8 protein-coding genes are annotated in these 13682 nt (G+C 46.5%); all 8 read right to left on the reverse strand.

The genetic code is table 11. The features are described from left to right. Nucleotides 1–19: 19 nt before the first annotated feature. The 8 genes from AC1S8V_RS19580 to adhE all read right to left on the reverse strand — a co-directional run bounded on the left by AC1S8V_RS19580 (nt 20) and on the right by adhE (nt 13568). A complete protein-coding gene (locus AC1S8V_RS19580) occupies nt 20–1651 on the reverse strand; it encodes a response regulator transcription factor (RefSeq protein WP_482070401.1) in 1632 nt (543 codons plus the stop codon). After that, nucleotides 1648–3483, reverse strand: a complete 1836-nt coding sequence (locus tag AC1S8V_RS19585) for a cache domain-containing sensor histidine kinase (protein ID WP_482070402.1) — start codon at nt 3481–3483, stop codon at nt 1648–1650. Before AC1S8V_RS19585 ends, AC1S8V_RS19580 begins: the two co-directional genes overlap by 4 nt. A gap of 32 nt (nt 3484–3515) precedes the next feature. Then, the gene (locus AC1S8V_RS19590) at nt 3516–4346 is read right to left on the reverse strand and encodes a carbohydrate ABC transporter permease (protein ID WP_076250993.1); all 831 of its coding nucleotides are present in this window, start codon (nt 4344–4346) and stop codon (nt 3516–3518) included. Next, nucleotides 4346–5230, reverse strand: coding sequence for a carbohydrate ABC transporter permease (locus tag AC1S8V_RS19595; RefSeq protein WP_482070403.1), 885 nt, complete (start codon nt 5228–5230; stop codon nt 4346–4348). The genes AC1S8V_RS19590 and AC1S8V_RS19595 overlap by 1 nt, the downstream gene beginning before the upstream one ends. Nucleotides 5231–5281: 51 nt before the next feature. Beyond that, nucleotides 5282–6649, reverse strand: coding sequence for an ABC transporter substrate-binding protein (locus tag AC1S8V_RS19600; protein WP_482070404.1), 1368 nt, complete (start codon nt 6647–6649; stop codon nt 5282–5284). A 412-nt stretch (nt 6650–7061) separates the two neighbouring features. Then, entirely contained in the window at nt 7062–7814 is a 753-nt protein-coding gene (pflA, locus tag AC1S8V_RS19605) for a pyruvate formate-lyase-activating protein (protein ID WP_482070405.1), read from the reverse strand. Nucleotides 7815–7903: 89 nt separating this feature from the next. Beyond that, nucleotides 7904–10162: a formate C-acetyltransferase gene (gene pflB / locus AC1S8V_RS19610; RefSeq protein ID WP_482070406.1), complete on the reverse strand. Its 2259-nt coding sequence runs from the start codon at nt 10160–10162 to the stop codon at nt 7904–7906. A gap of 793 nt (nt 10163–10955) precedes the next feature. After that, on the reverse strand, nt 10956–13568 hold the full coding sequence (adhE, locus tag AC1S8V_RS19615; protein WP_482070407.1) for a bifunctional acetaldehyde-CoA/alcohol dehydrogenase: 2613 nt from the start codon (nt 13566–13568) through the stop codon (nt 10956–10958). Nucleotides 13569–13682: the final 114 nt, after the last annotated feature.

A 13682-nucleotide genomic window follows, 5' to 3' on the forward strand; every position in this document is an offset into this window, starting at 1 on the left:
CTCCGTTTCCCCTTGGAGACTACGAACCCAGCCGTTTGCTCTGCCTATACTCCGATGGTTTCATATGAAAGTGTTTATGAAACACTTTGGAGAAATAACGGCGCTCCTTGAATCCCGTTGCTTCTCCGATCGCTGTAATGCTCCATTCGGTTGTACTCAATAACAAGGCGGCATTTTCCATACGTCTCTGAGTCATATATTCAACAAAAGTTATCCCCATATGGGTTTTGAATAGCTGGCAAAAGTAACCCGGGCTGATTCCCAGCCAATCCGAGACTTCATCTATACCCAAGTCCTGTTGCAGTCTGGCGTTCATGTAATCACATGCAGATCGAATTAGTTCTGCTATTGGAGGACGCGGCTGAGTTTGTTTAGCCTGACAGGCATGGATAATGACCTCTGCAAGTTCAATCAGTTCTCTCATGGACACAGCCTCTTGCAGAGCATTCCAGAAATTCACTTCGTCCTGTTCGGCCACGACATTGACTTCGCGCAGTTCCCGAAGCATGTGTACAAGCATATAGCGAACATGGGTTTCATCCATGCTGCCTAATGATTGCTCAGCAATCCTCATTCGCTGTTTAAGCGTATCTATTACATCGAGTAATCCCTGCTTATTCCATTGCCGAATGAAGCGTGTGACAAGCTCCAGATCTTCTCTTGTTATCCATGTGCCCGCCTTTATGGAAGTCTCATTACCATATGATAAAGAAGATGAAGAGAATCCCGGTTTCAGCACGCTGTCTGCACTTTCCGGATGTGTCATTAGAATTCGTTGACAATGCTGATACCGAGCATGGATTTGCTGTTCCAGTTTCACGGATACATCATCCTGAACAACCCTTGCGCTTACGTTTGAATCCATGGACAATATCGCATTCAATTCAAACAAAAGCTGATGTGCCAATTCTTCTGACTGAAGTTTCCACTCACCCGATGCCTCGAGCAAGATGCACCACTCTCCTTTGCGGGGACGCAGAACCTCGCAGCCATTAGAGATTCTGTCCGTAACTTCCCTAAGCCTGGAACTCATCGCCTCATGCCATCTTTGGTGCTGGCTCTCGGACCAACCAATGGAATGCCGAAAATAACCGACTGCATCTACCAGCAGTAATGTATAGCCTACAGAAGGAAGCATGAATTGAGGCACAGAGACAGGATCAGAAATCTTCAACGGTGCTTCTCCTCGCAACAGGTCAATCAACTGTTTTTGTCTGATCCAACTTGCCATCTCCATATTTTGATATCGCTCCGACTCGTTCTCCTGACGTCTCTTCTGGATCTGCTCTGCAAGCTCACGCAGTTTAAGTTCCAGATTCAGATAATCAATTGGCTTGCATATGTATTCATGTACGTTATATCGGATAGCGGTCCGAGCATACTCAAACTGCTGGTATCCCGTCAGTAGAATAATTTCACACGTTTCACCCTGCTCTCGCAGCAATCGAATAAGTTCCAATCCATCCATCGACGGCATCCGAATATCGCATAAGATAATGTCTGGATGACTTTCAGTCACTTTATCCAGCGCTTCTGCACCACTTCTTGCTGTACCCGTTATTTCAATCCCCATCTCTTCCCAGGGTAGAATATAACTGAGATTCTCCAAAATCGGCAGCTCATCGTCAACCAGCAACGCAGTCAGATTCATCCGGCTTCCTCCTGCTCATATAATGGAATGATACATTGAATAACTGTGCCATACCCCGGTGCTGAACATATAAATATGCCATATCCGGCCCCATATTGAATACGAATGCGATCTGCCACACTTCTCAATCCCAACCCTCGGCGTTCCGTAATGGCGGACAATGATTCCCTTTCTTCAGTTAGCATATATTCCGGCGGGTCTGCTGCCATATACTCAAAGCGCGCGAGCATTTCCTGGGGAATACCGATCCCATTATCCTTCACACACAGCACCAGATGATCCCGCTCTTCATAGGCGCTTATCCGCAGCACACCTGGATATGTGATCCCTTCAAACCCATGTTGAATGCTATTTTCCACCAGTGGCTGAAGTGTGAGCTTAAGCACGATTGAGGTATATAGATCAGGTGGAATGTCAATTTCATACCTAAACAAATCACTGAACCTGTACTGTTGAATCTCCAGATAACTCTGCAAATGCCTTACCTCCTCACCCAGCGGAATCTCCTCCTGATCCTGAATGCTAATGCGAAGCATATTGCCAAGTCTGGTGACCATCTCGCTTACTTTGCGGCCCTCGCCACGTAGTGCCAACCCATTAATGGATTCCAGGGTATTGAACAGAAAATGGGGTTTGATCTGGGCTTGCAGTACACGTAGTTCCGCTTGAGCCTTCTGCTGTTGCTCGGCCCGAACACGACGGAATAATCCGCCAATACGGTCCAACAGTTCATTGAACCCCTGCGCAAGCAGCTGCATCTCGTCAAATCCTTTTCCTTCCACCCTCGCATTAAAATCTCCATCATCCACACGACGCATAAACCTTACAAGTACAGCAATGTTGCCCGTAATACGATTCATGAAAAAAAGATTAAAGATCATGGCGGCGAACAAGCATAACAGAATAATGATGACCGACCAACCTGCAAAGGCATTTGTTTCAGCAGATAAGGCTTCCCATGAAGTGACACTGACGAGACTCCAGTTATAATTCTTCAGGTGATATTGTGAGATAATGCTCTCCGTGCCGTCAAAGACCGTTCTGACGCTGTTAAAGCCGGGACCATAACCGCCGGATTTCGATCCCAAATTTTCCATGTTCTTACCATTGTAACGTCCGGAGGGGTCATAGACGATCAGTCCTTCCTCATTTATTAAAAGGAATGACGTATCCTGTGCTGAATCGCTGATTTGCAGATGGCGGAAGATTCGGTCAATCTCTCCTTTTTTGATCTGAACAACAAGCACGCCGATATTTTGAAAATAACTGAGTTCTTTGACCAGCCTGATCTGGGTGAAGACAGGTTCTACACCCGTTAATTCGGGATATTCCAAAGGTGCGAGCCATTTGGGCACGCCATTGAGTTGCTGAATTTCGTTGAATAAGGGATGCACTTTGAATTGCTGAAAAGGAAGGGCTTGAAAATTTTCTTTGGTGAAAATGGAGACAATCTGGTTGTTCTCGGAAGAACGCAAATCATATAAAAAGGCATAACTGATGAACGGATAATTATATAGAAGGGAACGGAAATTGCGCTGGCTGGCATTCAGGGATAACTGATTACCGGTTCCCAGATCCTGCTTGGTCGGATCTTTGGCGTTCAGCGCCATTTGAAAAACCGATGTCGCTATCCCGTTGTCGGTAACATTATTAATCTGCTGAAATACATTCTCGATATTGTAGCTAATGGCCTGAAGCGCATATTCGGCCTGTTGATTGTACTTTTTCTCAATCGTATGTGATGTGACCAGAAACATGCCAATGCCCAGCGCACACATCGGTACAATAATCAGCAGCAGAAATGCCAAGGCCAGCTTCATTCGCAAGTTCATATCCCGTTCTCCCTATCAACTGGTTCATGGTATTAACCTTTGACACCACCTGCAGTTACTCCTTCTATAATTTTCTCCTGGAGTATAGCGTAGATCACAAGTACAGGTACAACACTGTATACAATACCTGCCGACATCTGGGCATAGTTCATCTGATATTGATCCCGAAACTGGACCATGCCCACTGGCAGCGTACGCAATTTATCGGTGGATAAGAAATAGTTGGCGAGTAAAAATTCGTTCCAGTTGCCGAGGAAATTAACGATAAAAACGGTAACAATAGCCGGAACGGTAAGAGGTATCACTATTTTAGCAAAGATACCCGGGGCCCTCAAGCCGTCCATGACCGCCGCTTCCTCAATTTCTCCAGGCAGAGAACGCATAAAAGCCGCCAGTATAATAATTGTAAACGGGATCGCATTGGCCACATAGGGCACGATCAACGCCAGATGCGTATCCAATATGCCCATTTTGCGAACAAGCAGATAGATCGGCAGCATAAGTGCATTGTTGGGAATAAGCATACCCGCCAGAATCAGACTGTACAGAAACAGACTCCATCTCCGGTGTCTCATTCGGGTTACGGCAAAAGCAAACATGGCACCCAGCACAATCGTACACGCCGACGATAGAACCGAAATGTACAGGCTGTTCCAGAAATACGTGCCAATCTTGGCATTCACCCAGGCCTCCACGTAATTGTTAAACTCCCATGTTGTAGGCAGACCGAATGGATTCAAGGCGATTTCATTGTTATCCTGCTTAAATGAAGAGAAGATTACAAATAAAAAGGGAAACAAAATCGCGATTAAATACAACATTAACAACACATGAGGTATACTGCTTTTTAAGCTTTTTGCCATCAATATTCCACCTTCTCGCCCCGCCTCGCTACCAGCAGTTGATACACCGCAGTGAGCACAAGCGTCAGAGCAAAAATCAGCACTGCAATGGTATTGCCATAGCCATATTTGAAGTTGGTAATCGCGTATTTGATCATGTAAGTCGCCAGAACCTCAGTGGACCCAGCGGGCCCACCTTTGGTCATGACAATTACGATGTCGGCTGCTTTCATGGCACCTGCGATGGACAACATGATCACCACTGAAATGATCGGCCGGATCAGCGGCAACGTAATTCGCATTGCACGTTGTACCGCCGTTGCACCATCGATTGCGGCCGCTTCATCCAGATCACGGGGAATCGCCAGTATGGCCGCCAGCACCATGACAATGTAAAATCCCGTCCACTGCCAGGCATTGGTCACCAAAATGGACAACATGGCAAATCGGTTATCCGATAACCAGTAGATTGGATCGATGCCCAGCACATGAAGCATTTTGTTTAACAGTCCAATATTGGGCTCATAGATGAACCCCCATAAAATACCGATAACGGCTGTCGACATGATGGATGGTAAAAAAACAGCTGTTTTATACAGACCTTTTAGCCTTTTCACATTGGCAATCAGAAGCGAAAACAAGACGATCAGGGGTACTTGAATCAGTACCGAAAATCCGATAAAAAAGCCGTTATTCCGTGTGGAGATCCAAAACCGTTCATCGGTCAGTGCCTTCATATAGTTGGATAAGCCCACAAAACGTGGCTCAGCCGACACCCCATTCCAACTCGTCAGACTGTAATACAGGGAACTGCCAATAGGGTATAGAAAGAACATCACAAACAGGATTAGGGCTGGCATTACAAACAACGTATAGATTAACGGGCTGCGGAGTGAAGTATTCATGGTCAGCCTCCTTCAGTCACTTCAACGATCGCAGTTTCAACTTGAATTGGTCTATTCCACTGAGGCGTTTGCTTCCTCCTGCACTTTTTGCAGCTCTTCTGCCATTTTCTCTGGTGTGGTCTGCCCACCAATCAACTTCTGAATCTGCAGATTGCTGATCTCTGTCGTCACATCGGCCTGAACGAGTGCATCAAATGCCGGGAACGACGTCTTGGACGCATTAAGCACGGCCACAATTTCTTTCATCAGATCATCCGTGATACTATCGGTCAGCACTTTCTCATCCAGCCTCATGGCAGGCAATACCCCATCTTCCACAAGGCCACGGATCTGCATATCTTCATTGTAGAAATTTTTGATAAAAGCTTTCACTGCTTCCAGCTTCTGCGGATCGTCTGCCACGGATGCGGAGAAACCGTATCCATTGTTCACATCACGCATCAAAGACGTCTGATCGCCTGCTCCGTTCTCTACCGGAGGCATATTGAAGAATCCAACCTTGCCAATGAGTGATTCACCGCTCTGGCCTTCTTTGAATACAGATGATTTCCATGTTCCGTCATACATCAACACCGCTTCTCCGCTCGTAAATTGCGTGGTATATTCGGCATACTCGAAGCCCAGCTCGCCTTTTTTGAAGTAACCCTTATCGACCCATTCCTTATGCTTGGCAAAACCTTGCACAACACCCGGGTCGGTCCATTTCGCTTCACCTGTTGCAAACTTTGCGGTAATCTCCGGCCCGGCATATCGGGACCATAGATGATTGGTTAACATGAGCGGTACCCAGCCTGCCTTGGATGCAGAAGCAAGCGGCACTTTGCCATCGGCCTTGATCTCGGCGAGAATATGGTCCAGCTCAGCCATGGTGGTAGGGGCTTTCCATCCTTTTTGTTCAAAGTACTCTTTATTGTAGAAAAAACCTTCGCCCGAACCGCCAATCGGCAGTCCATATACTTGGCCTTCATACGTAAATGGTTCAAGAGATGTGAACTGGTCTTGTATGCCCAGCTGTTGCAAAATTGGAGTCAGATCAAGCAGCATGCCTTCCTTGGCATAGACTTTGGAATCCGGACTGCCGAACAGTTCAAATATATCCGGCGGGTTGCCTGCCGCCATCTCCCCGCGTAGCTTCTCCTTGCGATTCACATCGGATTCGACGCCATCCAGCGTAAAGGTCAGATTGGGTATCTCACCCTCAACTTTGTCCACAACATCCTGCAGAATGGCCAATCGTTTCTGTTTGTCAGCCCCCACCTGAGTGTGGCGGAGAAGCATCTCAACCGGTTCCTTACTTGTCTCTGCCGCAGGTGTATTGCCTGCGCCTTGCTGTGGCTCGTTACTTGAGCTTGCACATCCCGCCAAAGTCCATGAAGTGATAAGCAATAATGAAAGCAGTAATGTCATTCTTTTTTTCATCTGGTTGACCCTCCTCAAGATATTGAGCATTTGGCTTTACACTCTGATTATAAAAAGCCGGAGCTTACATCGTAAGGATGACAATTCATCAATGGAGGGATAAAATCCTTCACTGGACCAATAATCCACCTTGCCATATGTTGAGGAGAAACAAAAACAGTCCCTGCGAAGTAGGTTCGCAAGGACTGCTTTGGTTGGAATATAAGTTGAACTTAAAAATATTTACACTTGCCACTCCGATGACAGAACAACCTTCCGATCGCTGTTATCCCCAGATTATTTTTAATTCACTTTTACAAAGGTGAAAATCTGGGGATAAAGGCGAACGCTCCGCTTCTCCAGCTTATTTCTGTCCTCTACGTTCTCGTGTAAATAGTTAGTTCAAATTATAAGGTCCTGTATATAACGGTAGTTACTTACCTGAACAAGCCACGCCAGCCGTTTCCTGGCGACCTTGTTCGATCAGGCGATACGCCCGCTCCACTTCTTCTTCACTTGGCGAAGGAACACCATCCAGTGGATATACTTTGCCGAGCGCTTCCCATTTGTAGATCCCCATCTGATGGTATGGAAGAATTTCGAACTTCTCGACGCCATTTAATGTTCCAATAAACCGTCCGAGGTTCAACAGATCCTCTTCCTCGTTATGAATGCCAGGCACATACACGTGGCGTATCCACATTTTCCGTCCTTGCTCCGATAGCCATTTGGCTGTTTTCAACGTTCTCTCGTTGGATTTGCCTGTCAGCTTGATATGTTTCTCGTCATCCATATGCTTGAGGTCCAGCAGAACCAAGTCTGTATTATCCAGCAGATCGTGAATCCGCTCCGGTTCGTTAAACCCGTTGCTGTCCAGCGTCGTATGCAATCCCCAGCGAAGCTTCACTTCCTTGAAGATTTCGGCTACAAAGTGAGCTTGTAACGTTGGTTCTCCCCCAGATATCGTGAGCCCGCCTCCGGAGCTGCGGTAGTAGGATAGATACGGCTCAATTTCAGCCAGTACCTCCTCTAGCGTCATTTCTTTTCCGCCATCCAGCGCCCATGTATCAGGGTTGTGGCAATATTGACACTTGAGTAGACATCCTTGCATAAAAAGCACAAAGCGGATGCCTGGGCCGTCAACCGTCCCGAAAGTTTCGAGTGAATGAATATGTCCATTAACCATGCTGCCTCTTCCTTTCTGTATCCGCATCCGCTGTGCGTTTAATATGATTTGGAATGCCTTGCTCTAGCGGTCTCCTACTTGCAGTTCACTTACATGGAGCCATGGAACGTACGGTTGATTACATCCAACTGTTGTTCACGAGTCAGTTTAATGAAGTTAACAGCATATCCGGATACCCGAACAGTCAGTTGCGGATAGTTTTCCGGGTGATCCATCGCATCAATTAATTGCTGACGATCAAATACGTTAACGTTCAGGTGATGAGCGTTTTGACCGAAGTAACCATCCATCATCGCAGTCAGATTGGATTTACGTGTAGTCTCCTCTTTACCCAAAGCTTTTGGCACAATGGAGAAGGTATTGGAAATACCGTCAAGACTGTGTTCATAAGGCAATTTGGCTACAGAGCCAAGGGATGCCAGAGCACCTTTTTTGTCACGACCATGCATTGGGTTCGCACCTGGAGCAAATGGTTCACCTGCTTTACGACCATCCGGTGTAGTCCCTGTTTTCTTACCGTATACCACATTGGAAGTGATCGTCAGAACGGATTGTGTTGGGACTGCGTTACGGTAAGCTTTATGCTTGCGGATCATACCCATGAAGCTCTCGACCAGTTCAACAGCGATGCTGTCTACACTGTCTTCATTGTTACCGTAACAAGGGAAGTCTCCTTCGATTTCGAAATCAACAGCGATGCCTTGTTCGTTACGAATTGGTTTTACTTTGGCATATTTGATTGCACTCAGTGAATCTGCTGTAACCGACAGACCAGCGATACCACAAGCCATCGTACGTACAATGTCACGGTCATGCAATGCCATTTCGATGCGCTCATAGCTGTATTTATCGTGCATGTAGTGAATGACGTTGAGGGTGTTCATGTACAGCTTCGCCAGCCACTCCATCATTGGTTTGAAGCGTTTCATAACCTCATTGTAATCCAGTACTTCGCTAGTGATGGCAGGATACTCAGGTCCAACTTGTGCTCCGGATTTCTCGTCACGACCACCGTTGATCGCATACAGGAGAGCTTTAGCCAAATTGGCACGAGCGCCGAAGAATTGCATTTGTTTCCCGATCTTCATAGCCGATACACAGCAAGCAATACCGTAATCGTCACCGTAGATTGGACGCATCAGATCATCATTTTCATACTGAATTGAACTTGTTTCAATGGATACTTTACTGCAATAATCTTTGAAAGCTTCGGGAAGCTTCGTGGACCAGAGAACAGTCAAGTTCGGTTCTGGTGCAGGACCCAAGTTGTGCAGCGTATGCAGGAAACGGAAGCTGTTTTTGGTTACGCGTGTTTCACCATTCACTGACATACCGCCAATGGACTCGGTTACCCATGTTGGATCTCCACTGAACAGTTCGTTGTAGTCCGGTGTACGCAGGAATTTGACAATCCGCAGTTTCATGACGAAATGGTCAACCAATTCCTGAGCCTGTTCTTCGGACAGAATGCCTTCTTGCAGGTCACGCTCAATGTAGATATCCAGGAAAGAAGATACACGTCCCAGGGACATCGCAGCACCGTTCTGTTCTTTGATCGCAGCGAGATAACCGAAGTACAACCATTGGAACGCTTCTTTCGCTGTTGTCGCTGGCAAGGAAATATCGAATCCGTGCATATCGCCCAATTGCTTCAATTCTTGCAATGCACGAATCTGTTCAGACAATTCTTCCCGCAGACGAATGACATCTTCATCAATGACATCAACTTCGAGTGCATTCAGTTCACCTTTTTTGTTACGAATCAGGAAGTCTACCCCGTACAAAGCTACACGACGATAGTCACCGATGATCCGGCCACGGCCATAAGCATCTGGGAGACCTGTAATAATCCCTGCTTTACGCGCTGCACGCATGTCGGAAGTATAAGCATCGAATACACCTTGGTTATGTGTTTTGCGAATGTTCGTAAATATATCAATGACGCCTTGAGGCAATTCGAAGCCGTATGCTTCACATGCATCAATCATCATCCGGATTCCGCCTGTTGGTTGAATGGAACGTTTGAACGGAGCATCGGTCTGAACGCCGACAATCTGCTCTTTGGATTGATCCAGATAACCTGGTTGGTGAGAAATAATAGTACCTGGTGTGTTCACATCAACGTCAAGGACACCGCCGTTATCCCGTTCTTTTTTGGTCAGATCAGATACGATATCCCACAATTCTTTGGTATTCTGGGTTGCACCTGCGAGAAATGCTTCATCACCGTAATACGGAGACAAGTTGTGTGCCAGAAAATCATTCACATCTACGGATTTGGTCCATGTTCCTTTGGTAAAGTTTCTCCAGCCTGTTTGTTGTTTGACATCTTTTTCAATCACCGACATCTTAATCCCTCCACTAATTTGGATTTCTGGACACATAACATCTTGCTTCATTCGTAGCATTGTGTGCCCAGAGCCGCGATTAATGTGAATTGTTTCACATAAACCGGAACATGTTCTCTCTACTTGGGAACCGGAACCGCGGGATGAATGTTTTTCTTACATTTTCAGTATACGTCTTGGGGCTTTCATCATCTGTGATTTTTGTCACAAAGGCGGTGAACTAACTCACTCCACCTGCGCTGTGTCCCATTGAACCCTCTTTAGATTCACACTTAGCCACTGCGCGGGCAGAACAACTTCCGATCGCTGTTATCCCCGGATTTTTTCAATTTTATATTTCAAAAGGGTAAAATCCGGGGATAAAGGCGAACGCTCCGCTTCTTCAGTTTTTTCTGCCCTCTCCGTTATTGTGTGAACATCTGGTTCAAACAGCCACATCACGAATTCCGTGTAACCTCTTTAAGAACCCTTTGCTCCTCTATGCTCGGAGCAAACCAAATTTTAAAATACTCCTGAAAAACAGAGGCTTCGCTCTTCTGTTTTTCTGCCCTCTTCGGTATGGTGTGACCACCTGGCTCAAACAGCCATATCACGGATTCCGTGTAACCTCTCTAGAACCCTTTGGCTCCTCTAGGCTCGGAGCAAATCAAATCTTAGAATAAATCCTGAAAAACAGATGCTCGCTCTTCTGTTTTTCTGCCCTTTTCTTTTTTGTGTGAAAGACGGCAATCGGGGCTCCCCTCTCGGGGAACCCTGATCTTCTTGCCGTAAGGCACGCTTCATTCTAGATTTATTATTCAAACTTTCCGTAGAAAGCGTTGCGGTACACATCAGCCAGTTCAGTTACCAGCGGCAACTTCGGATTGGCGGTTGTGCATTGATCTTCGAAGGCACGGTCAGCCAGATAATCTACATGTGCTTCAAAGTCTTTTGCATCAAATCCGATTTCCTGGAACGATTCTTCAATACCCAGTGTTTTGTTCAGGTTACGAATCGCATTGATGAGACTGGTTACCCCTTCTTCTGTTGTACGTGCAGGCAATCCCAGAATCCGGGCAATTTCGGCATAACGCTCATCCGCTACAAAGTGCGAATATTTTGGGAACGCTGCGAATTTGGTCGGTTTTTTCGCGTTGTAACGAATGACGTGTGGCATCAGGATCGCATTGGTGCGTCCATGTGCTGTGTGATACTGACCGCCCCATTTATGCGCCAAGCTGTGGTTAATACCCAGGAACGCGTTGGCAAATGCCATACCGGCAATCGTGGAAGCATTATGCATTTTCTCACGTGCCAGTTTATCTCCTTGCAGTGCCGATTGCTCCAGGTATTGGAACACCAGTTGAATGGCTTTGATCGCAAGTCCATCCGTGTAATCATTTGCCATGACAGACACATAAGCTTCAATCGCATGAGTCAGTACATCCATACCTGTATCTGCAACCGCTGTTCTAGGCAGGGAGTATACGAACTCCGGATCAACAATCGCTACGTCTGGAGTCAGCTCATAGTCAGCCAATGGATATTTGGTGTTACCCTGTTCTTTGTCTGTAATAACCGCGAACGATGTAACTTCAGAACCTGTACCTGAAGTTGTCGGGATCGCTACGAATTTCGCTTTGATACCGAGACGTGGATATTTATAGATCCGTTTGCGGATATCCATGAATTTTTGTTTCAGGTTGTTAAAGTCTGTGTCTGGATATTCGTAGAACAACCACATGGCTTTGGCAGCATCCATCGGTGATCCCCCGCCGAGTGCGATAATGCAGTCCGGTTGGAAGCGGCGCATCATTTCAGTTCCGCGATCTACCGTTGTAGTCGATGGATCAGGCTCCACATCAGAGAATACTTCAATCGCTACCGGCATTTGGCGTTGACGCAGATAGTGCTCTACTTTTTCCACATAACCGAGTTTCACCATCATGGCATCCGTAATAATGGCTACGCGAGTGATGTCCGGCATTTTGGCAAGGTACTGTGTTGACCCTTTTTCGAAGTAAACTTTGTTCGGCACTTTGAACCATTGCATATTCACGGTACGACGAGCCACCCTTTTCACGTTAATTAAGTTCACAGCGGTTACGTTGGAAGAAGTCGAGTTACGTCCGTATGATCCGCAGCCCAGTGTCAGTGACGGCATGTTGGTGTTGTAGATGTCACCGATGGCGCCGTGTGTGGATGGTGAGTTCACGATAATCCGTCCGGTTTGCAGGCGATCTGCAAATTTGTTGATCACTTCTTCATTGTTCGAGTGAATAACCGAGGAGTGACCCATGCCGCCAAAAGCAACCACTTCGGCTGCACGCTCAATACCGTCTGCTGCGGTTTTCACTTTGTAACAAGCGAGTACCGGACTTAATTTCTCAGCGGACAACGGGAACTTTGTGCCCACTCCTTCAATTTCTGCTACAAGGATTTTGGTACCCGCTGGAACTTCGATACCGCACATTTTAGCGATAGTCACAGCAGACTGACCTACAATTGCCGGGTTTACTGCACATTTCTCTGCATTGATTGCGCCTGCAGTCAATTTCGCTGCCTCATCCTTGTTCACGAAGTAGCAACCATTTGCAATCATTTTCTTTTTCACTTGATCGAAGATCGGCTCTTCGATGATTACCGCTTGCTCGGAAGCACAGATCATGCCGTTATCGAACGACTTGGACAAGATCAGGTCTGTTACGGCCTGGTTGATATCTGCACTTTTTTCAATAAAGCAAGGTACGTTACCTGGTCCTACACCCAACGCCGGTTTACCACAGCTATATGCTGCACGTACCATGGCTGATCCGCCTGTTGCCAGAATGAGCGCCACATCCGGATGATTCATCAGCGCGTTGGTACGATCCATGGAAGGATCATCAATCCACTGAATACAATCTGCTGGTGCACCATGTTTCACAGCTGCTTCAAGCAAGATTTTAGCAGCTTCACGGCTACAGTTCTGTGCAGATGGATGGAAACCGAAGATAATCGGGTTACGCGTTTTAATGGAGATCAGCGCTTTGAACATCGTGGTGGACGTCGGGTTCGTTACAGGTGTAATCCCCATGATCGTGCCGACCGGCTCCGCAATTTTCTGGAAGCTTTCGTAATCATTATCTTCAATAACTCCTACTGTTTTTTCGTATTTGATGCTATTATAGACATATTCGGTTGCAAAAATGTTTTTGGTGATTTTATCCTCATACACACCACGGCCCGTTTCTTCAACAGCCATTTTGGCGAGCATCATGTGTTTATCCAGACCTGCCAGCGCCATGGCTTGCACAATGCGGTCAATCTGCTTCTGGTCCATCTTCATGAATGCTGCGTGTGCTTTGTTCGCTTTGTCGATCAATGTCTGAATATACTGACCTGCTGTCGGTTCTTTTGCTGGGGCGACCTCGTTCTTTACAGCCATCTCCCTCATCCTCCTAAAGGTTCGTATTAGTTTGTCTCTCTTCTTTACATTCACATCGTAACATGGGAAAAAGTATAATTATGTGATTTTTTTCACAAAGTATAACAAATTTAA

Source organism: Paenibacillus sp. B46(2026) (genome assembly GCF_056786355.1).